General features: G+C 72.0%; 19 protein-coding genes. 13 read left to right on the forward strand and 6 right to left on the reverse strand.

The window, feature by feature from the left end; genetic code table 11:
• Positions 1-41: 41 nt before the first annotated feature.
• Positions 42-1,364: an MATE family efflux transporter gene (locus ACFV9D_RS31555; RefSeq protein WP_385153790.1), complete on the forward strand. Its 1,323-nt coding sequence runs from the start codon at positions 42-44 to the stop codon at positions 1,362-1,364.
• Here the strand turns inward: ACFV9D_RS31555 and ACFV9D_RS31560 are convergent.
• Complete coding sequence (locus ACFV9D_RS31560; RefSeq protein WP_385153793.1) at positions 1,325-2,587, reverse strand: glycosyltransferase 87 family protein; 1,263 nt, start codon at positions 2,585-2,587, stop codon at positions 1,325-1,327. The two genes, ACFV9D_RS31555 and ACFV9D_RS31560, sit on opposite strands and share 40 nt — an antisense overlap.
• A gap of 66 nt (positions 2,588-2,653) precedes the next feature.
• Between ACFV9D_RS31560 and ACFV9D_RS31565 the strand changes: the two genes are divergently transcribed.
• Entirely contained in the window at positions 2,654-3,796 is a 1,143-nt protein-coding gene (locus ACFV9D_RS31565) for a glycosyltransferase family 4 protein (RefSeq protein WP_385153796.1), read from the forward strand.
• A gap of 151 nt (positions 3,797-3,947) precedes the next feature.
• On the opposite strand, the gene ACFV9D_RS31570 is transcribed toward ACFV9D_RS31565, so the two are convergent.
• Entirely contained in the window at positions 3,948-5,744 is a 1,797-nt protein-coding gene (locus tag ACFV9D_RS31570; RefSeq protein WP_385153799.1) for an AMP-dependent synthetase/ligase, read from the reverse strand.
• A gap of 256 nt (positions 5,745-6,000) precedes the next feature.
• Between ACFV9D_RS31570 and ACFV9D_RS31575 the strand changes: the two genes are divergently transcribed.
• The 6 genes from ACFV9D_RS31575 (at position 6,001) to ACFV9D_RS31600 (ending at position 11,256) form a co-directional block, all read left to right on the forward strand.
• A complete protein-coding gene (locus ACFV9D_RS31575; RefSeq protein WP_385153802.1) occupies positions 6,001-6,768 on the forward strand; it encodes a metallophosphoesterase in 768 nt (255 codons plus the stop codon).
• Positions 6,769-6,869: 101 nt separating this feature from the next.
• The gene (locus tag ACFV9D_RS31580; protein ID WP_385153805.1) at positions 6,870-7,313 is read left to right on the forward strand and encodes an SRPBCC family protein; all 444 of its coding nucleotides are present in this window, start codon (positions 6,870-6,872) and stop codon (positions 7,311-7,313) included.
• Between the two features lie 492 nt (positions 7,314-7,805).
• A complete protein-coding gene (locus tag ACFV9D_RS31585; protein WP_385153807.1) occupies positions 7,806-8,927 on the forward strand; it encodes an ArsA-related P-loop ATPase in 1,122 nt (373 codons plus the stop codon).
• A 41-nt stretch (positions 8,928-8,968) separates the two neighbouring features.
• Positions 8,969-9,427 carry a DUF5304 domain-containing protein gene (locus ACFV9D_RS31590; protein WP_385153810.1) on the forward strand — a complete coding sequence of 153 codons (459 nt, stop codon included), beginning with the start codon at positions 8,969-8,971 and terminating at the stop codon, positions 9,425-9,427.
• A gap of 66 nt (positions 9,428-9,493) precedes the next feature.
• A complete protein-coding gene (locus ACFV9D_RS31595) occupies positions 9,494-10,435 on the forward strand; it encodes an ROK family glucokinase (RefSeq protein WP_385153813.1) in 942 nt (313 codons plus the stop codon).
• 74 nt (positions 10,436-10,509) lie between these two features.
• Positions 10,510-11,256: an endonuclease/exonuclease/phosphatase family protein gene (locus ACFV9D_RS31600; RefSeq protein ID WP_385153816.1), complete on the forward strand. Its 747-nt coding sequence runs from the start codon at positions 10,510-10,512 to the stop codon at positions 11,254-11,256.
• Positions 11,257-11,285: 29 nt separating this feature from the next.
• Here the strand turns inward: ACFV9D_RS31600 and ACFV9D_RS31605 are convergent, their stop codons facing one another.
• Both ACFV9D_RS31605 and ACFV9D_RS31610 read right to left on the reverse strand, forming a co-directional pair.
• The gene (locus ACFV9D_RS31605) at positions 11,286-11,921 is read right to left on the reverse strand and encodes a hypothetical protein (protein ID WP_385153819.1); all 636 of its coding nucleotides are present in this window, start codon (positions 11,919-11,921) and stop codon (positions 11,286-11,288) included.
• A complete protein-coding gene (locus ACFV9D_RS31610; RefSeq protein ID WP_385153822.1) occupies positions 11,914-12,699 on the reverse strand; it encodes an alpha/beta hydrolase in 786 nt (261 codons plus the stop codon). Before ACFV9D_RS31610 ends, ACFV9D_RS31605 begins: the two co-directional genes overlap by 8 nt.
• A gap of 219 nt (positions 12,700-12,918) precedes the next feature.
• Between ACFV9D_RS31610 and ACFV9D_RS31615 the strand changes: the two genes are divergently transcribed.
• The 5 genes from ACFV9D_RS31615 to ACFV9D_RS31635 all read left to right on the forward strand — a co-directional run bounded on the left by ACFV9D_RS31615 (position 12,919) and on the right by ACFV9D_RS31635 (position 17,789).
• The gene (locus ACFV9D_RS31615) at positions 12,919-13,665 is read left to right on the forward strand and encodes a lysophospholipid acyltransferase family protein (protein WP_385153825.1); all 747 of its coding nucleotides are present in this window, start codon (positions 12,919-12,921) and stop codon (positions 13,663-13,665) included.
• A 35-nt stretch (positions 13,666-13,700) separates the two neighbouring features.
• Positions 13,701-14,912, forward strand: a complete 1,212-nt coding sequence (macS, locus tag ACFV9D_RS31620) for a MacS family sensor histidine kinase (RefSeq protein ID WP_385153828.1) — start codon at positions 13,701-13,703, stop codon at positions 14,910-14,912.
• The gene (locus tag ACFV9D_RS31625; RefSeq protein ID WP_385153831.1) at positions 14,909-15,598 is read left to right on the forward strand and encodes a response regulator; all 690 of its coding nucleotides are present in this window, start codon (positions 14,909-14,911) and stop codon (positions 15,596-15,598) included. Before macS ends, ACFV9D_RS31625 begins: the two co-directional genes overlap by 4 nt.
• 87 nt (positions 15,599-15,685) lie before the next feature.
• On the forward strand, positions 15,686-16,714 hold the full coding sequence (locus ACFV9D_RS31630; RefSeq protein ID WP_385153834.1) for a 6-phosphofructokinase: 1,029 nt from the start codon (positions 15,686-15,688) through the stop codon (positions 16,712-16,714).
• A gap of 76 nt (positions 16,715-16,790) precedes the next feature.
• Positions 16,791-17,789 carry a 2-hydroxyacid dehydrogenase gene (locus ACFV9D_RS31635; protein ID WP_385153837.1) on the forward strand — a complete coding sequence of 333 codons (999 nt, stop codon included), beginning with the start codon at positions 16,791-16,793 and terminating at the stop codon, positions 17,787-17,789.
• On the opposite strand, the gene ACFV9D_RS31640 is transcribed toward ACFV9D_RS31635, so the two are convergent.
• Both ACFV9D_RS31640 and ACFV9D_RS31645 read right to left on the reverse strand, forming a co-directional pair.
• On the reverse strand, positions 17,786-19,708 hold the full coding sequence (locus ACFV9D_RS31640) for an anthranilate synthase family protein (RefSeq protein WP_385153840.1): 1,923 nt from the start codon (positions 19,706-19,708) through the stop codon (positions 17,786-17,788). The two genes, ACFV9D_RS31635 and ACFV9D_RS31640, sit on opposite strands and share 4 nt — an antisense overlap.
• A 97-nt stretch (positions 19,709-19,805) precedes the next feature.
• On the reverse strand, positions 19,806-19,862 hold the full coding sequence (locus ACFV9D_RS31645) for a trp operon leader peptide (RefSeq protein WP_385153925.1): 57 nt from the start codon (positions 19,860-19,862) through the stop codon (positions 19,806-19,808).
• Positions 19,863-19,899 lie beyond the last annotated feature (37 nt).

A 19,899-nucleotide genomic window follows, 5' to 3' on the forward strand; every position in this document is an offset into this window, starting at 1 on the left:
AGGTGCCTCGAATCGAGGTATCTCGGTTCGAGGGGGAGACGATGACACACCGACGCACACTGATCCGGCTCGCGTACCCCGTCTACGGCGAGCTCCTCGCCTCGGTGGCCGCCGGAATCATCTCCATGGTCTGGGTCGCCCGCCTCGGCGGCGACGCCGTGGCGGCCGTCGCCGTCGCCACCAACGTCGAGAACGTGGCGCTCGGCATCGTCCTCATGGCCGCCTCCGGCACCACCGTCCTCGTCGCGCGCGCCCGCGGCGCCGAGGACCCCGCCGCCGTACGGTCCGCGGTCCGCGGCGGGCTGCTGCTCGGCGCCCTGCTCGTCCCGCCCGTCGCCCTAGGCGGCTATCTGCTGCGCGAACCCCTCGCCCGGCTCGTCCTCGGCGGCGCCGACACCCCCGCCCTCGCCCTCGCCACCGCCTACTTCGCGATCTCACTCCCCGGCACGGCCGTCTTCTTCGCCACCACCGTCGTCGACGGCATCCTCAAGGGCGCGGGCGACACCCGCACCCCGATGCGCCTCGCGTTCCTCGCCAACGGGCTGATCCTGGTCCTCGACCCGCTGCTCATCCACGCGTACGGGGTGCGGGGCGCCGCCCTCGCCACCGTCGTCGGCCGCACCGTCGCCCTCGGCGCCGGACTCCTCGCGCTGCGCCGCAACCCGCTCCTACGGGCCGCGCGGGCCGCCCGGTCCTCCGAAGGGACCCTGGCAGCACTGCGCCGCACCGCCTCCACCGGCCTGCCCATGTCCGCCGACTTCGTCGTCAGGATGGCCGGGGCGCTCGCCCTGGTCGCCGTGGTGGCCCGGCTCGGCGTCACCCAGGTCGCCGCCTACGGCATCGCCACCAAGGCCATGTACGTCGCCACCATGGCCTTCTACGCCGTACGCCAGGCCGCCGCCATCCACACCGCGCACCTGCTCGGCGCGGGCCGCGACGAGCGCCGGGCCGTCGGCCGGCAGGCCCTGCTCCTCGGGGGCGTTCTCGGCACGGCCGCCGCCGGCCTGCTGTTCCTCACCGCGGGACCGGTCATGCGCGGCTTCGGCGCGGAGCCGGACGTGGCGGCCGCCGGCGCCCTCTTCCTGCGCTGCCTCGGCCCCCATCTGGTCCTGCTGGCCGGGTTCATCGCCCTCGCCGGAGTCTTCGAGGGCAGCGGCGGCAGCCCGCGGCTCGCCAGGATCACCCTCGTCGGCGTCCTGACCCAGCTCCCGCTCGCGTACGCCTTCTCCGGCCTGGGGCTCGCCGGAATCTGCCTGGCGATGGGCCTCGCGACAGCGGGACAGTGCGCGGCTCTCGGCCTGCTGCACCGCCGTACCCCCGCCGCTCAGGCGACGGGCAGGCTCCTCGCCCGCTCCGGCTGCTGAACCGGAATGACCGCCGGGACGAGCCGCGGCTCGGTCACCGTCTGCCGCCACAGGATGCGGCAGGCCGAGACCGAGGCGGCGACCAGCAGACCGTTCCGCACCAGCAGCAGCGCGATGCCCAGCGGATCGCTCTCCGTCACGTGCGAGAACCACACCGGGAACTCGAACTGCGTCACCGCCGTCGCCCACACCACCAGATGCGCCGGCCGGCGCATCCGGCTGGACCGGTAGGCCAGGCACACGGCCGCCAGACCGATCAGCCAGATCATGTACTGGGGGCTGATCACCCGGCTCGTCGTGGTGAACAGCAGCACCGCCACGAACGCCGTGTCCGCCGGGGTCGACGTCGAGAACGCGCGGGCCCGGATCCGCCACACCAGCAGCCAGCCGAAGGCGGCGATGGTCAGCACCATGGCCGCGCTGGAGACGGTGGAGACGTACGGCCCGAGGAACTCGATCGAGCCGTAGTTCATCCGCGCCTCGCCGTCCCAGCCGAGGTGCCGGGCCACATGGAAGACCATCGCGCCCAGGGACTCGACCTCCGTGCCCCGGTCGCGCTGGAAGTTCAGGAACGCCAGCGCCCCCGGCGCCGCGAGCACACACAGCAGCAGCAGCCCCGCGGCGGCGCCCGCCGCCGTCGACCAGGAGCGGAAGGTGGCGCGGCCGCGCGGGGTGCCCGCGAGCAGCAGCGCGGGCCAGACCTTCAGCATCGCGCCGAAACCGGCCAGCGCGCCCAGCACCCGCGGGCGGGACAGCCCGGCGAGGAGCGCGGCCACGGCGACGGCGGTGACCATCAGGTCGTACCGGGCGTAGGCGGTCGGGCCGAGCAGCGGCACGCCCGCGATCCAGATCCACGCACCGTGCCGGCTCCGGCCGCGGCGCCGCCCCGCGTACATCAGCAGCCCGAAGACGAGCGCGTCGCACAGGAAGGCGAGCACGAAGAAGGCGGCGGAGTACCCCAGGAACGGCAGCAGCGCGGGGGACAGGATCGCCAGGGCCGCGAGCGGCGGGTACTGCCACGTCACGTCGTCCAGCGGGTACGTGCCGGTCTTCAGGACCTCGAACCAGCCCTGGTAGATCTGCTCTATGTCGCTCGTGACGTCCGGCCCCGGGACGGTGACGACCTTGAAGACGCACAGGAGCAGGATGATCCGGGTGAGCCCCCAGAGGAGGAGGGGGTTCCTTCTCGCGCGCTCGGCAGCCGTACCCAGTACGCCCGTCATTCCTACCTCGTCCTTTTCTCATCGATGTTGCCGGGCGGGGGGTGCGGTCACGTACATTCGGCGACGATGCACAAGACCCTGATCGTAACCAACGACTTCCCGCCCCGCCCCGGTGGAATCCAGGCGTTCCTGCACAACATGGCGCTGCGTCTGGATCCCGAGCGGATCGTGGTCTACGCCTCCACGTGGAAGCGCAGCCGCGAGGGGATCGAGGCGACCGCCGCGTTCGACGCCGAGCAGCCTTTCATGGTGGTGCGGGACAGCACCACCATGCTGCTGCCCACTCCTCGGGTCACCGCGCGGGCGACCGCTCTGCTGCGCGAGCACGGCTGCGAATCGGTGTGGTTCGGAGCAGCGGCGCCGCTCGGCCTGATGGCCCCCGCGCTGCGCCGGGCGGGCGCCCGGCGGATCGTCGCGACCACGCACGGACACGAGGCGGGGTGGGCGCAGCTGCCGGCCGCGCGACAGCTCCTGCGCCGCATCGGCGAGGGCACGGACACCCTCACGTACCTCGGCGAGTACACGCGCTCGCGGATCGCGGCGGCGCTGACGCCGGCCGCGGCCGGGCGGATGGTGCAGCTCCCGCCGGGCGTGGACGAGAAGACCTTCCACCCGGACTCGGGCGGCGAGGCGGTACGGGAGCGGCTCGGGCTCACCGACCGGCCCGTGGTCGTGTGCGTCTCGCGGCTCGTCCCGCGCAAGGGCCAGGACACCCTGATCCGGGCCATGCCGGAGATCCTGCGGCGGGTGCCGGACGCGGTGCTGCTGATCGTCGGGGGCGGCCCCTACGAGAAGGATCTGAGGAGCCTCGCGGAGACGGCCGGGGTGACTGATTCCGTACGGTTCACGGGCGCGGTGCCCTGGGAGGAGCTGCCGGCCCACTACGGCGCCGGAGACGTCTTCGCCATGCCCTGCCGCACCCGCCGCGGCGGCCTCGACGTCGAGGGCCTCGGCATCGTCTACCTGGAGGCCTCCGCGACCGGGCTCCCGGTCGTCGCCGGCGACTCGGGCGGCGCGCCGGACGCGGTCCTGGACGGGGAGACGGGCTGGGTCGTCCGGGGCGACGCCCCCGAGGAGTCCGCGGACCGCATCGCGACCCTGCTCCTCGACCCGGCCCTCCGCGCCCGCATGGGCGAACGCGGCCGCGCCTGGGTGGAGGACCGCTGGCGCTGGGACCTCCTCGCGGAGCGCCTGAAAGAGCTCCTGTAGCGCCCGTCGGGGGCACCCTGCGGCGCGTGGCCACCGCTCGCAGGGTGCGAGGACCCCGCGGACGTGTACGGCCCCGCAGGTCGGACGTGGACGGGCCCCGCAGGTCGCCGTTCGGCGGCCTGCGGGGCCCGTCGGGGTTCAGACCCCGGCGCTACGCGCGGTAGATCGCCTCGATCTCGTCCGCGAAGTCCTTCGCCACCACGTTGCGCTTCAGCTTCAGGGACGGCGTGATGTGGCCCGCCTCCTCGGTGAACTGGGACGGCAGGATGCGGAACTTCCGCACCGACTCCGCCTTCGACACCGCCGCGTTGCCGTCGTCCACCGCACGCTGGACCTCGGCGACGAGTTCCGCGTCCTCGCGCAGCGACGCCGCCGTCGAGTCCGCCGGCTTGCCGTGCTCGGCCGCCCAGCGGCCCAGGAACTCCTCGTCCAGGGTGACCAGCGCGCCCACGAACGGCCGCCCGTCGCCCACCACCATGCACTCCGCGACCAGCGCGTGCGCACGGATCCGGTCCTCGATGACCGCCGGGGCGACGTTCTTGCCGCCCGCCGTCACCAGGATCTCCTTCTTCCGGCCGGTGATGGCGAGGTAGCCGTCCTCGTCCAGCGTGCCGATGTCACCGGTGTGGAACCAGCCGTCCGCCAGCGCCTCCGCCGTCGCCGCCTCGTTCTGCCAGTAGCCCGAGAAGATGTGCTCGCCGTGCAGCAGCACCTCGCCGTCGTCGGCGATCCGCACCACCGAGCCCGGCAGCGGCTGACCGACCGTGCCGATCTTCTGCCGGTCCCACGGGTTGAACGCGGTCGCCGCGCAGGACTCCGTGAGGCCGTAGCCCTCCAGGACCGTGAAGCCGATGCCCCGGAAGAAGTGGCCCAGACGCTCACCCAGCGGCGCACCGCCCGAGATCGCGTACTCGCCGCGCCCGCCGAGCACCGCCCGCAGCTTGCTGTAGACGAGCTTGTCGAAGACCTTGTGCTTGATCTTCAGGCCGAGCGGTGCGCCTTGCGGCGTGCTGGTGGCCCGGCTCCAGGCGATCGCCGTGTGCGCGGCCTTGTCGAAGATCTTGCCCTTGCCGTCCGCCTGGGCCTTCGCCCGCGCCGAGTTGTAGACCTTCTCGAAGACACGCGGCACACCGAGGATCAGGGTGGGCTTGAACGTGGCCAGCTCGTCGGTGAGGTTCTTGATGTCCGGCAGACAGCCGAGCCTGATCGGCGCCATGACCGCCGCGAGCTCCACCATGCGGCCGAAGACGTGGGCGGCGGGCAGGAAGAGCATCACGGAGCTCTCGCCGGTCCGGAAGAGCGGCTTCAGGCGCTCGACCAGGTTGCCGCACTCCGCGAAGAAGGCACGGTGCGTCAGCACACAGCCCTTGGGGCGGCCGGTGGTGCCCGAGGTGTAGACGATGGTCGCCGGGTCGTCCGCGTGCGCGCTCGACATCCGCTCGTCGAGCAGCTCGTCCGAGACGTCCGCGCCGGTCGCCGTGAGCTGCGCGACGGCGTCCGCCTCGATCTGCCAGATGCCCTTGAGGGCCGGCAGGTTCGCCCGTACCGACTCCACCGACTCCTGATGGGCCGCGGACTCGACGAGCACCAGCGAGGCGCCCGAGTCACCGAGGATCCACTGGATCTGCTCCGGCGAACTCGTCTCGTACACCGGCACGGTCACCGCGCCCGCGCTCCAGATCGCGAAGTCGAGGAGTACCCACTCGTACCGCGTCCTGGACAGCAGGGCCACCCGGTCGCCCGGCTCCACACCCGCCGCGATCAGCCCCTTCGCGGCCCCGCGGACCTCGGCGAGGAACTGCTGGGCGGTGACGTCCGTCCAGACACCGGCCACCTTGCGTCCCATCACGGCGACATCTGGGTGCTGAGTGGCGTTGCGGCGGATGAGATCCGTCAGATTGCCGTCCGAGGGGACCTCGTACAGGGCCGGAAGGCTGAACTCGCGCAAGACTGCTGCTCCTCATCGGGCGCCGGCGCCACGGCTCTGTGTGAATGCACCGGTGCGGTCCAAGATCGGGCAGGTGCTCAGTGGGGTGAGCACAACTGGACTGCCCGGACGTTACCCATCAGTACTCGGTTCCCGATAGGGGGGTCTGGCCAGATGTTCGGTGCATCACACAGTTGTGGCGGTGCTTCGCGCACAGTAATCCACAGCTTTCCCGACTCGGAAGTAACCGCAGGTCCGACGCCCTACGCTGAACCGCATGAGGATCAACGTGGTCAGTGACGTGCACGGGAACGCGGGCGCCCTCGCCAAAGCGGGCGAGGGCGCGGACGCCCTCGTCTGCCTCGGCGACCTGGTGCTCTTCCTCGACTACGCCGACCACAGCCGCGGCATCTTCCCCGACCTCTTCGGTGTCGAGAACGCCGACCTGATCGTCGAACTGCGCACCGCGCGCCGCTTCGACGAGGCCCGTGACCTGGGACGACGACTCTGGGCCGAACTGGCCGTCGACCGGGACACGGCCATCGAGTCCGCCGTGCGCCGCCAGTACGAGGAGCTGTTCGCGGCCTTCCCCGACCCCACGTACGCGACCTACGGAAATGTCGACATCCCGGGGCTGTGGAACGAGTACGCGCAGCCGGGGACCACGGTCCTGGACGGCGAGCGGATCGAGCTCGACGGGCTGGTCTTCGGCTTCGTCGGCGGCGGACTGCGCACCCCGATGCGGACCCCGTACGAGATCTCCGACGAGGAGTACGCGGCGAAGGTGGAGGCGCTCGGCGAGGTCGACGTGCTGTGCAGTCACATCCCGCCGGACGTACCGGAACTGACCTACGACACGGTCGCGCGCCGCTTCGAACGCGGCAGCGGCGCCCTGCTGGACGCCATCCGGCGCACCCGGCCGCGGTACGCGCTCTTCGGCCACGTCCACCAGCCGCTGGCCCGGCGGATGCGGGTCGGGGCGACGGAGTGCGTGAACGTGGGGCACTTCGCGGCGACGGGGCGGCCCTGGTCGCTGGAGTGGTGACGGGCCCCCGGTGACGGCGCGATAGCCTTCGGTCGGCACGGTTCGTGCCCTTCGATTTTCTTCGAGTTCTCGCCGGACCGCACAGTGGAGGAGCCACAGCGATGGCCGAACACACCAGCTCGAGCATCACCATCGAGGCAGCGCCGGCCGACGTCATGAGCGTGATCGCCGACTTCGCCCGCTACCCCGAGTGGACGGGCGAGGTGAAGGAGGCCGAGGTCCTGGAGAAGGACGCGGCCGGGCGGGCGGAGAAGGTGCGGCTGCTGCTGGACGCGGGCGCGATCAAGGACGACCACACGCTGGCGTACACCTGGACCGGCGACAACGAGGTCAGCTGGACGCTGGTGAAGTCCCAGATGCTCCGCGCGCTGGACGGCTCCTACCGCCTGGCGCCGGCGGCCGGCGGCGACCGTACCGAGGTGACGTACCAGCTGACGGTGGACGTCAAGATCCCGATGCTGGGCATGATCAAGCGCAAGGCGGAGAAGGTCATCATCGACCGGGCACTCGCGGGCCTGAAGAAGCGCGTGGAGTCCGGCGCGTAACCCGCTCTCCGCGGCCGGCACCTGATCAAGGACGGCGCCACCCCGCGCGATGCCGGCCCGACGCCCCCGCCGGGGGCACGCGTCCCACCGGGGCGGCGCCCACCCTGCCTCCCGCCACCTCACGCCGTGTGGGCAACTGTCCCGCTGGGGCGGGACGGGTGGGCACACGGGACGGCGCCCTTGCCGGGCCCAGGCTCCCGGTGCGTGCGGTGCCCACAGGTGCGGCGCCGTCGTGGGGTTGTGCCCACCCGTTCCGCCCCTGCGGAACGCCTGCCCACAACCCCGTGTGCGGGTCGAGGGTGGGGTCCGCCCCCGCGGAGCGGATGCCCACAACCCCGTGTGCGGGTCGAGGGTGGGAGCCGCCCCAGCGGAGCGGATGCCTGCAACCCCGCGGGTGCGATGCGCCGCGGCGGGACGCGTACCCGCAGCGGGGCAGGGCCTGCGGGAGCCGACCCCCGGTGTCGCGGAGGCGTGGGAGTAACGTTCCCGGTCATGGGGATCATGCTCGTCACCGGGACCGGCGGCGCCGGTCGGACCACCGTCGCGGCCGCCACCGCATTCGCCGAGGCACAAGCCGGACGCCGCGTCCTCCTCGTGTCCGCCGAGGCCGACGCGCCGCCCGGCGTGGACGTCCTCCGGCCGGCCCCCGCCGCCGACTTCCGACGCGAGTTCCTCGCCCTGCAGGCCCGTTCCGGCGCCGCCCTCGACCTCCTCGGCGCCGCGCCCTTCGAGGACGCCGAGCTCACCGAACTCCCCGGCAGCCACCAGTTCGCCCTGCTCCGCGCCCTGCGCGACGCCGCCGCCCAGGACCACGACCTCGTCGTCGTCGACCTGCCCCCGCTGCTCGACGCCCTCGCCCTCCTCGCCCTGCCCGAGCAGCTCCGCCGTTACCTCCGCCGCCTCCTGCCGCCCGAACGCCAGGCCGCCCGCGCCCTGCGCCCCATGCTGGCCCAGCTCGCCGGCGTCCCCATGCCCGCCCAGTGGCTCTACGAGCGGACCGCCCGCTGGGAGGCCGAGCTCGCCGCCGTCCAGGCCGTCGTCGACGCTCCCACCACCACCGTCCGACTCGTCGTCGAGCCCGGGCCGGCCGCCACCGACGCCCTGCGCACGGCCCGCCTCGGCCTCGCCCTCCACCGCCTCGCCCTCGACACGGTGGTCGCCAACAAGCTGCTCCCCGCCGACTCGCCCGACCCCTGGTTCGCCGCGCTGACCGCGCAGCAGCACGAGCACCTGGCCCGGCTCCGTACCGGCTACGACGGGGCCGTGCACGCCCTCCCGCACCTCGGCCGGGACCTCCGCGGTCCCGAGGACCTCGCCCTGCTCGCGGTCGACGCGAAACCCGCACCGGACGCCGTCCCCGAGTGGACCGTCGAGGACCGCAGGGACGCCGACGGGATCCTCGTCTGGCACATCCCCCTGCCAGGCGCCGTCAAGGGCGAGCTCTCCCTCGTCCGCCGCGGGGACGAACTCCTCCTCGCCGTAGGCCCGTTCCGTCGCAACGTCCCGCTGCCGCCCGCCCTGCGCCGCTGCACGGTCGCCGGCGCCGGGCTCGTCGACGGCGATCTGAGGGTCCGGTTCGCACCGGACGCCGGTCTCTGGCCGAAGACCCCGTGACTCCGTGTACCGTCGACGGTATAAGCCGTAAGGAGTACGCCATGAGCGATTCGGACGCCTGGGCCAAGGCCTGCGCCGAGGACCTGGAGGCCGAGAAGGCCCGCCGCCGCGCCCGCGCCGGCGCGGAGCCCGGCTCGGCCGCCGAGGAGTTCCGCAAGCTCTTCGACGCCGTCGCCGACAAGGTCTCCACTCTGAAGAACCCGCTGATGGGCATGGCCGCCCAGAGCACCGTGCAGCAGTTCGTCAACCAGGCGAAGGCCGCTGTCGAGCCGGTCATCGAGCGCAACCCGCAGGTCTTCGACCACCTCGCCGCGGCCGGCAACGAACTGCTCGCCGCCTACCGCTCGGCGGTCGAGGGCCACGAGACCCGCTGGACGCGCGACGAGCCGAACGACCCGCGCCGCGACGAGCCCCGCCAGGGCCCCCGCGAGGACCCCCGCCAGGACCCGAAGCGTGACGACGAGGGCCCCGGAACCGGGCAGCACATCGACCTGGACTGATCAGGACGGTCGCCCCCCTCGGGTACGGTTGGCCTTAGCGGGGCTCGACCGAAAACTGAGGGACACATGGGACTCACCATCGGCGTCGACATCGGCGGCACGAAGATCGCGGCCGGCGTGGTCGACGAGGAGGGCAACATCCTCGACACGCACAAGGTGCCCACCCCGCCGACCCCCGAAGGCATCGTCGACGCGATCTGCGCCGCCGTGTCCGAGGCCGGCAAGGGCCATCAGATCGAGGCTGTCGGCATCGGTGCCGCGGGCTACGTCGACGACAAGCGCGCCACCGTCCTCTTCGCGCCGAACATCGACTGGCGGCACGAGCCGCTGAAGGACAAGGTCGAGCAGCGGGTCGGCCTCCCGGTCGTGGTCGAGAACGACGCGAACGCGGCGGCCTGGGGCGAGTACCGGTTCGGCGCCGGGCAGGGCCACGAGGACGTCATCTGCATCACGCTCGGCACCGGCCTCGGCGGCGGCATCATCATCGGCAACAAGCTGCGCCGCGGACGCTTCGGCGTGGCGGCCGAGTTCGGTCACATCCGGGTCGTCCCGGACGGTCTGCTGTGCGGCTGCGGCAGCCAGGGCTGCTGGGAGCAGTACGCCTCCGGGCGCGCGCTCGTCCGGTACGCCAAGCAGCGCGCCGCCGCCACGCCCGAGAACGCGGAGATCCTCCTCGGCCTCGGTGACGGCACCGCTGAGGGCATCCAGGGCAAGCACATCAGCGACGCCGCCCGGCAGGGCGACCCGGTGGCCATCGACTCGTTCCGCGAGCTGGCCCGCTGGGCGGGCGCGGGCCTGGCCGATCTGGCCTCGCTCTTCGACCCCTCGGCGTTCATCGTCGGCGGCGGCGTCTCCGACGAGGGCGACCTCGTCCTCGACCCGATCCGGAAGTCCTTCCGCCGCTGGCTCGTCGGCGGACAGTGGCGCCCGCACGCCCAGGTCCTCGCGGCCCAGCTCGGCAACAAGGCCGGCCTGGTCGGCGCGGCGGACCTGGCCCGCCAGGGCTGAGCACCCGCACCTCGTCCGTACCCGCCCGTCGCGCCCTCTGGGGAGCGGCGGGCGGTTGTCGTATGTTGCTGCGCATGGCGATCACCGCGCTGCCCAACTCCCGCACCGAGGCGGACGGTTCGGCCGTCGTCCGGGTGCTCGGCTACAACATCCGCTCGATGCGGGACGACGAGGACGCCCTCGCCCGGGTCATCCGGGCCTGCGCGCCCGATCTCGTCTTCATCCAGGAGGCGCCGCGCTTCTTCCGCTGGCGCAAGCACGCCGCCCGGCTCGCCGCCAAGAGCGAGCTCGTCGTCCTGAGCGGCGGGGCCACGGCCGCCGGGCCGCTGCTGATGTGCTCGCTGCGGGCCACCGTGGAACGTACCGAGGACGTGCTGCTGCCGCTCACCCCCGGGCTTCACCGGCGCGGCTTCGCGACCGCCGTCGTACGGTTCGCGGGCGCGCGGGTCGGGCTCATCAGCTGTCATCTGAGCCTGCAGAAGGACGAACGGTACGCCCAGGCCGGGATGCTCCTCGACCGGGTCGCCGCCATGGACGTCCCGCACACGATCGTGGCCGGTGACCTCAACGAACGCCCCGGCGGCCGGAGCTTCACGCGTCTGACCAAAGAGCTCCAGGACGGCTGGGCGGTCAGTCCCTGGGGCGGCGAGTACACCTCGACGCCCACCGACCCGCACCAGCGCATCGACGCGATCCTGGCGACCGAAGGCGTCGAGTTCCTGGGCTGCGGGGTCCCGACGGACCTCGACCCGGCGGACCTGAAGGCCGCGACGGACCACCTGCCGGTCCTCGCAGCGGTCAGAATCCCCGCGTCCTCCTGACCGGCACGGTCGGCGGACCCGGACCTGGACTACACCACCGCGCCGCGGCCCGGGTCGTCGAAGCCGTCATCGTCGTCGTCGTGCTTCATCCGGCCCACCAGGGTCGCGAAGCCGCCGAGGAAGCCACCCACGCACAGCGTGGTGAGCCACCACGTCATGTCCCACTGGAGCAGCACCGTGAGCAGCATCAGGACCGGGCCGCCGACGACACCCAGCCACGCGAACTTCGTGGTCGCGTCCGCCTCCGGCAGCGGCGGCGGCTCCGGCGGCACGAAGTGGCCCTCGTCGTCGTCGTCCTTCTTGCCGGACTTCGCCCCGCCCGTCTCACCGGTCTCGGCGTCCGGGTCCGCGAGCTCGTAGTCGCGCGGGCCGCCGCCCACGCTCACCCCGGGCGCGAAGACGATCGTGCTGCCGAGGACGGGCTTCCGGGGATCCTCGCCGTCGGCGTCCTCGTCGTCCTCCTCCTCGTCCTCGTCGTCACCCTCGTCGTCGCCGTCACTATCGCCGTCCACCGGCTCCGGGAGCGCCAGGTCCTCCACCGACCTGAAGGGCTTCGCCCCAGGGGGGTCCGCCGGCTCCTCGCCGTACCCGGCGACGATCGCGGCCCACGCCGCCTCCTCGTCGATGGGCTGCGGGTCGCGCTCCCCGTCCTGCTGCTCAGCCACCGCTCGTGCTTCCCTTCTTCTCCCCGACCACATCCGGAGCGAGGCGGCCGAGGAAGGCCCAGCTCTCCTCGAAGATCCGCTCCGCATCGTGGTCCAACGTCGCCACGTGGTAGCTCTGTTCCAGCAGGAGCTCCTTGACGTCCGTCGAGGAGATCCGGCTCAGGATCCGCGCCGTGTCGACCGGCGGCACCACGTGGTCCTGCGGGCTGTGCAGCACCACGACCGGCTGCGTGACCTGTGGCAGCTCCGCGTCCACGGTCCGGAAGAACTGCCGCAGGGAGTGCGCGGCGTGCAGCGGCACCCGGTCGTAGCCGAGTTCCGTCACACCCTCCTTGGCGATGTCGCTGGCGATGCCCTTCGTCGAGCGCACGAGATGGCGGGCGACCGGCAGGGCGTACGCCGAAAGGCCGTGCACCTTGTTCGCCGGGTTGACCAGGACGAGGCCCCGCACCGAGTCGCCGTACTTGGCCGCGAGCCGCAGCGCCAGCGCCCCGCCCATGGACAGGCCGAAGACGAAGACCTGCTCGCGGTCGGCGAGCAGCTCCTGCAGCGCCCGGTCCACCTCCGCGTACCAGTCCTGCCAGGTGGTGACGAGCATGTCCTCCCAGCGGGTGCCGTGCCCGGGCAGCAGCGGCACGGACACCGTCAGTCCGCGCTCGGCCAGATACTCGGCCCACGGGCGCATCGACTGCGGGGAACCGGTGAAACCGTGACAGAGAAGGACGCCGACCTCTCCGCCCTCATGGCGGTACGGCTCGGCTCCAGGAAGGACCGGCACCGGGGTCTCCTGTTCGGGGTTCGGCTTCGAGGACGCGAGTACGGCGGGTCCTGCAACGAAGCAACGACGAATGAGGGAAGGACCTTCACGGTACGCGACCGGACCGACACCGACCAGGGCCGTTCGCACGAAGGTGCCCCCGCACACGGCCACACCCGCGCGGGCAGGCGCGAAAAGGCGGGATAAGGTCTGTCCGACGGCACACGGAAGGTACTCGAGTTGATCTACGGCGCAATGAAGTTCTCCATCGGAGGGTCACTGAAGCTCGCCTTCAGGCCTTGGGTGGAGGGCCTCGAGAACATTCCCGCCGAGGGGCCGGCGATTCTCGCGAGCAACCACCTGTCCTTCTCGGACTCCTTCTTCCTGCCCGCCGTCCTCGACCGCAAGGTCACCTTCATCGCCAAGGCCGAGTACTTCACGTCGCCCGGTGTGAAGGGCAAGCTCACCGCCGCCTTCTTCAAGGGCGTCGGCCAGCTTCCCGTGGACCGCTCGGGCGCGCGTGGCGCCGGTGAGGCGGCGATCAAGGCCGGTATCGACGTCATCGAGAAGGGCGGGCTCTTCGGGATCTACCCCGAGGGCACGCGCTCGCCCGACGGCCGCCTCTACCGCGGCAAGCCCGGTGGCCTCGCGCGCGTGGCCCTGGCCACCGGCGCGCCCGTCATCCCGGTCGCCATGATCGACACCGAGAAGATCCAGCCGCCCGGCAAGGTCGTCCCCAAGCTGATGCGCCCGGGGATCCGGATCGGCAAGCCGCTGGACTTCTCCCGCTACCAGGGCATGGAGGGGGACCGCTTCATCCTGCGTTCGGTGACCGACGAGGTCATGTACGAGATCATGAAGCTGTCCGGCCAGGAGTACGTCGACATCTACGCCACCGCGGCGAAGCGTCAGATCGCGGAGGCCGAGAAGGCCGCCAAGGAGGCCGTCAAGGCCGAGATCGCGGCACGGGAAGAGTCCGGCGCCTGACCCTCTCGTAGAGGGGGCGCCCGGGGGTGGGGGAGATGGCCAAGCGCGAGCGTGTCGTGCGGATGTCGGTCGAGCAGCCGCTGTGGCGCGCGCTCACCGCGTACCGCGTCGGGACGATGATCTACGCCGTCCTGATCTTCGTCTTCGGCCGGGACCGCTACGAACGGCCGTGGGTGGCCGTCGCCTTCCTCGCCGTGATGTGCGTCTGGACCCTGGCGACGCTCCCCAAGGTGGCGAACGCGGCCGGCTGCACCAAACGTTTCCTCGTCGCCGACCTCACCATCGCCCTCACCGGCATCCTGCTCACCCCGCTCGCCGACGAGCAGGCGCGGACGATGGACAGCCCCACCCTGCCGTCCATATGGACCGCGGGGGCCGTCCTCGCGTACGCGATCAAGGGCGGCTGGCGCTGGGCCGGCTTCGCCTCCTCGCTGGTCGCCGTCGCCAACATCATCGAGCGCGGCAACCCCACCCGGGACACCCTCCACAACGTCCTGCTGGTCTGGGTGGCGTCCATCGCCATCGGTTACGTCGTCGAGGTCGCCCGAGCCTCCGAACGCACCCTCGCCCGCGCCCTCGAGATCGAGGCGGCGACCCGGGAGCGGGAGCGGCTCGCCCGGGACATCCACGACAGCGTCCTGCAGGTCCTGGCGATGGTGCAGCGGCGCGGTACGGCCCTCGGTGGCGAGGCCGCCGAGCTCGGCCGGATGGCGGGGGAGCAGGAGGTCGCGCTGCGCACCCTGGTCGCCGGCGGGCTGACCCGGCCCTCGCTGGTCTCCGAGGACGAGTCCGAGGGAGCCGTGGTCCGCATCGTCGAGGAGCCGGACGACGACTCCCCGGTCGATCTGCGCGCCCTCCTCGCACCGCGCGCCGGGGCGAAGGTCACGCTCTCGGACCCGGGCGCCCCGGTCCTGCTGCTGCCCGCCGCCGCCCGCGAACTGGCCGCCGCCGTCGGCGCCGCCCTGGACAATGTCCGGGTGCACGGGGGCGGGAACGCCCAGGCCTGGATCCTGGTCGAGGACTGGCCGGACGAGGTGATCGTGACGGTACGGGACGACGGTCCGGGCATCCCGGAGGGGCGGCTCGCCCAGGCGGAGGGCGAAGGCCGGATGGGCGTCGCCCTGTCCATCCGGGGCAGACTGCGGGATCTGGGCGGCACGGCCGAGCTGATCTCGGTGCCGGGCCAGGGCACGGAAGTCGAACTGAAGGTCCCGCGGGACACACGGGGGAAGGCAGGAACGCGATGAGCGAGCAGCAGCGGATGGACGAGCAGCGGATCAAGGTGATGGTCGTCGACGACCATCCGATGTGGCGGGACGCGGTCGCCCGCGACCTCGCCGAGGCGGGCTTCGACGTGGTGGCCACGGCGGGCGACGGCGAGCAGGCCGTGCGCCGCGCCGGCGCGGCCTGCCCGGACGTCCTCGTCCTGGACCTCAACCTGCCCGCCAAACCGGGCGTCCAGGTCTGCAAGGAGCTGGTCGGCGCCAACCCCCGGCTGCGGGTCCTGGTGCTCTCCGCGAGCGGCGAGCACGCCGACGTCCTGGAGGCGGTCAAGTCCGGCGCCACCGGCTACCTGCTGAAGTCCGCCAGCACGGCCGAGCTGATCGACGCGGTGCGCCGCACGGCCGTCGGCGACCCCGTTTTCACCCCCGGTCTCGCGGGCCTGGTCCTCGGCGAGTACCGCCGCCTCGCCTCCGAGCCCGTCCCGGCGACCGGCGCGGACGAGCCGAAGGCCCCGCAGCTGACCGAGCGCGAGACCGAGGTCCTGCGGCTCGTCGCCAAGGGCCTGAGCTACAAGCAGATCGCCGAGCGTCTGGTCATCTCGCACCGCACGGTCCAGAACCATGTCCAGAACACCCTCGGCAAGCTCCAGCTGCACAACCGCGTGGAGCTCGTCCGGTACGCCATCGAGCGCGGCCTCGACGACGCCTGACAATTCACTCTTCGCGCTGTGTCGGAGTGACCCACGTCACTATTAGCGTGGGTCGCGCATCCGTCCGCCACGGCGAAGGAGATCTCCATGCGCGTCGGCGTACTGACCGGGGGCGGCGACTGCCCCGGTCTCAACGCGGTCATCCGCGCCATCGTCCGCAAGGGCGTCCAGGAGTACGGCTACGAGTTCACCGGGTTCCGCGACGGCTGGCGCGGTCCCCTGGAAGGCGTCGCCGTCCCACTCGACATCCCCACCGTCCGCGGCATCCTGCCGCGCGGCGGCACCATCCTCGGCTCGTCCCGCACCAATCCGCTCAAGGTGGAGAACGGCATCCGCCGGATCAAGGAGAACCTCGCCAAGTACGAGATCGACGCCCTGATCGCGATCGGCGGCGAGGACACCCTCGGGGTCGCCGCCCGGCTCGTCGACGAGTACGGCGTCCCCTGCGTGGGCGTGCCGAAGACCATCGACAACGACCTCTCGGCCACCGACTACACCTTCGGCTTCGACACCGCCGTCGGCATCGCCACCGAGGCCATCGACCGCCTGCACACCACCGCCGAGTCCCACATGCGGGTCCTGGTGGTGGAGGTGATGGGCCGCCACGCCGGCTGGATCGCCCTGCACTCCGGCCTCGCGGGCGGCGCCAACGTCATCCTCATCCCCGAGCAGCGCTTCGACCTCGACCAGGTCTGCGCCTGGGTCACCTCGCGCTTCCAGGCCACGTACGCCCCGATCGTGGTCGTCGCCGAGGGTGCGATGCCCCGGGACGGGGACGTGGTCCTCAAGGACGGCACGCTCGACTCGTACGGACACGTCCGGCTCTCGGGGGTGGGCGAGTGGCTCGCCAAGGAGATCGAGCGGCGGACCGGCAAGGAGGCCAGGACCACCGTCCTCGGCCATGTGCAGCGCGGCGGCACCCCCAGCGCCTTCGACCGCTGGCTCGCCACCCGCTTCGGACTGCACGCCATCGACGCGGTCCGCGACGGGGACTTCGGGAAGATGGTCGCGCTGCACGGCACCGACATCGTCCGCGTCCCGATCGCCGAGGCCACGGCACGGCTCAAGACGGTCGATCCTGCGCTGTACGCGGAAGTGGGGGTCTTCTTCGGCTGAGCGCCCCGACGGCATGGGTCGTATATTCGCGCATATCCGGCCCATCGCTCTTCCGAGGACGTCAGAGGGGAAAGTCGTGGAGATCCTGGCATTCGGTGTACAGGCCGACGAGAAGCCGCTGATCGAGAAGGCCTTCGCAGGACACCACGACGTCCGCTGCCTGGACGTGTTCCTCACCGAGGACACCGCCCCCATCGCGGCCGGCCACGAGGCCGTGTCCACCAGCGTCAACGCCGACCTCGGCGGCCGGGTCCTGCGGTCCCTCGCCGCCGGAGGTACGAAGCTGATCGCGCAGCGCTCCACCGGCTTCAACAACATCGACCTCGATGTCGCCGCACAGCTCGGCCTCACCGTCGCCCGGGTCTCGTACTACTCCCCGTACTCCGTCGCCGAGTTCGCCTGGACCCTGGCGATGGCGGTGAACCGGCGGATCGTCCGCGCCTCCAACCGGACCCGGGACTTCGACTTCCGGCTCGACGGGCTCATGGGACGCGACATGCGCGGCCGTACGGTCGGCGTCCTCGGCACCGGAAAGATCGGCGAGGCCTTCAGCCGGATCGCCCACGGCTTCGGCATGAACCTCCTCGGCTGGGACGTCGCCGAGAACCCCGCCTGCGTCGAACTCGGCATGAAGTACGTCGACAAGGAGCGGCTCCTCGCCGAGTCCGACCTGATCAGCCTGCACGTACCGCTGCTCCCGGCGACCCGGCACCTCATCGACGCCGCCGCCCTCAGGATGATGAAGGACGACGCCATCCTGCTGAACTCCAGCCGCGGAGGGCTCGTCGACACCGAGGCCCTGGTCTCCGAACTCCGCGCCGGCCGGTTCACCGGCGTGGGACTCGACGTGTACGAGGCGGAGGCCGGGCTCTTCTTCCTCGACAAGTCCCTGGAGGTCGTCGAGGACGACACGCTGGCACGCCTGGTGACCTTCCCGAACGTGGTGGTCACCTCCCACCAGGCGTACTACACGGTCGACGCGGTCGGCCAGATCATCGACACGACCGTCCAGAACGTCCTCGACTACACCGAGGGGCGGCGCAGCGAGAACGTCCTGGTCCCGGCCGCGTCCTAGACCAGCACTCCGGCCAGCAGCGACGCGGTCAGCGCCGCCCCCTCCATCGTCAGCACCGACTCCGGGTGGAACTGGACTCCCGCGAAGCCCGGCCCGCGCAGGGCGTGGACCTCGTCGGTCTCCGCGTCCCGGCTCACCTCGATCCGGTGCAGGGCCAGTTCGGTGGCGGTCCGGTCGTCGCAGCGGGCCGTGAAGCTGTTGTAGAACCCGACCGTCTGCTCCTGCCCGAAGAGATCGATCCGCACCTGCGCCCCCTGGAAGGGGGTGCGCTTGCGGACGATCTCCAGCCCGAGTTCGGCGGCGATCAGCTCGTGCCCGAGGCAGACGCCCAGCAAGCCATGCCGGTGATCCCGTACGAGTTCTGCTGTGAGACCCCTGAGGAAGCGCATCTTCGGATCGGCGGCGTCCGATGGATCCCCCGGCCCCGGTCCGAGCACCACGGGGCCCTCGTGACGGAGCGCCAGCTCGCGCAGCCCCGGCTCGTCGTAGCGGACCACGGAGACCTCCAGGCCGGAGGAGCGCAGCAGATGCGCGAGCATCGCGGTGAAGGTGTCCTCGGCGTCGATCACCAGCGCGTGACCGGTCAGCTCGGCCGACCTCACCTGCATCCGCAGCCAGAACGGCGCGAGATCGGCCCGCCGCGCGTCCAGGGCCGCCCGCACCCGCGGATCGTCCGCGAGCCGGGGCGCCCGCGGGGACTCGTCGCGCGGCCGCCCCTCCCGTACCCCCAGGGCCGCGAGGACCCCGGCCGCCTTGGCATGGGTCTCGGCCACCTCGCCCGCCGGGTCGGAGTGCCGCACCAGGGTCGCGCCCACCGGCACGCGCAGCGCCCCGTCCCGTGAGATGTCCGCGGTCCGGATGAGGATGGGGGAGTCCAGCGTCTGGCCCCCGTTCTCGTCCGTACCGAGCAGGGCCAGCGCCCCCGCGTAGTAGCCGCGCCCGCCGGACTCGTGCCGCTCGATGACCCGGCAGGCGTTCTGCACGGGGGAACCGGTGACCGTCGCCGCGAACATCGTCTCCCGCAGCACCTCCCGCACGTCGAGGGACGAACGGCCGCGCAACTCGTACTCGGTGTGGGCGAGATGCGCCATCTCCTTGAGCCGCGGACCGATCACCACCCCACCCATGTCCCCGACCGTGCACATCATCTTCAGCTCCTCGTCGACCACCATGGAGAGCTCCTCGGTCTCCTTGCGGTCGGCGAGGAAGGTCAGCAGGTCCTCGGGGGTGGGCGCCGCGCCGGAGGGGTAGCGGTACGTGCCGCTGATCGGGTTCATGACGACCGTTCCCGCCCGTCTCCCACCACCACCCTTGATCGAGAGCGCTTCGCGCTCGTCCCTTCCACTCGACATCCGGACGTGCACCTCGGGGCTCGCCCCGACCAGCGTGCGGTCCCCGGTGTGGACGACGAAGGTCCAGTACGCGCCCCGCTCACCCGCGAGGAGCCGGCGGAACAGGGCGAGGGCGTCGGCGCGCCCGAAGCCGGGGATCTCGCCGGTGTAGGTGCGGCGGATGACGAAGTTGGCCCCCTCGCCGGAGCCGATCTCCTCGTCGATGACCCGCCGCACGGTTTCGGCGTACTCCTCGTCCGAGACGTCGAACCCGCCGCTCTCCACCCGGACGGCGTGCGTCGGGAGCTGCGCGAGCGCGTCGGCGAGCGGCAGCTCGTACGCCTCCTCGGCGACCAGCACGGAGAGCGGGGTGCCGTCGTCGCGGACGTCGAAGCCGCGCTCGCGGATCTGCCGGAACGGCACGAGGGCGAGTGTCGGGAGCGCGCCGACGGGCAGCTCCGCGAGCCGCTCGGCCTCGTGGACGGCGCCGATCAGCACTTCGACGGTGTCGTGATCACGGCCCGGGGTGCGCCTGCGGAGCAGGGCGAAGGGCGGGCAGGAGGGGTCCAGGAGTCGGGAGAGGTCCATGGTGCGTGTTCCTTCCGGTAGTCGGAGAGGAACGGCCCCGTGAAACGGGAGAAGGCCGCCCCTCGGGCGGCCTTCGCGTGTGTCGGTGTACGCGCAGTCAGAGGGCCGCCGGATGAGCGGTCCACCACCAGTTCTGGATCTGCTGCGCGAACATGCGAGCACTGTAGCCCAGCCGGACACGGAAACGGGGC

Source organism: Streptomyces sp. NPDC059875, from assembly GCF_042731085.1.
Classification (GTDB): Bacteria; Actinomycetota; Actinomycetes; order Streptomycetales; family Streptomycetaceae; genus Streptomyces.

Coding starts and splice junctions, on each gene's coding strand:
- ACFV9D_RS31555 (WP_385153790.1), top strand. CDS start 42: ATGACACACCGACGCACACTGATCCGGCTCGCGTACCCCGTCTACGGC.
- ACFV9D_RS31560 (WP_385153793.1), bottom strand. CDS start 2,587: ATGACGGGCGTACTGGGTACGGCTGCCGAGCGCGCGAGAAGGAACCCC.
- ACFV9D_RS31565 (WP_385153796.1), top strand. CDS start 2,654: ATGCACAAGACCCTGATCGTAACCAACGACTTCCCGCCCCGCCCCGGT.
- ACFV9D_RS31575 (WP_385153802.1), top strand. CDS start 6,001: ATGAGGATCAACGTGGTCAGTGACGTGCACGGGAACGCGGGCGCCCTC.
- ACFV9D_RS31580 (WP_385153805.1), top strand. CDS start 6,870: ATGGCCGAACACACCAGCTCGAGCATCACCATCGAGGCAGCGCCGGCC.
- ACFV9D_RS31585 (WP_385153807.1), top strand. CDS start 7,806: ATGGGGATCATGCTCGTCACCGGGACCGGCGGCGCCGGTCGGACCACC.
- ACFV9D_RS31590 (WP_385153810.1), top strand. CDS start 8,969: ATGAGCGATTCGGACGCCTGGGCCAAGGCCTGCGCCGAGGACCTGGAG.
- ACFV9D_RS31595 (WP_385153813.1), top strand. CDS start 9,494: ATGGGACTCACCATCGGCGTCGACATCGGCGGCACGAAGATCGCGGCC.
- ACFV9D_RS31600 (WP_385153816.1), top strand. CDS start 10,510: ATGGCGATCACCGCGCTGCCCAACTCCCGCACCGAGGCGGACGGTTCG.
- macS (WP_385153828.1), top strand. CDS start 13,701: ATGGCCAAGCGCGAGCGTGTCGTGCGGATGTCGGTCGAGCAGCCGCTG.
- ACFV9D_RS31625 (WP_385153831.1), top strand. CDS start 14,909: ATGAGCGAGCAGCAGCGGATGGACGAGCAGCGGATCAAGGTGATGGTC.
- ACFV9D_RS31630 (WP_385153834.1), top strand. CDS start 15,686: ATGCGCGTCGGCGTACTGACCGGGGGCGGCGACTGCCCCGGTCTCAAC.
- ACFV9D_RS31640 (WP_385153840.1), bottom strand. CDS start 19,708: ATGGACCTCTCCCGACTCCTGGACCCCTCCTGCCCGCCCTTCGCCCTG.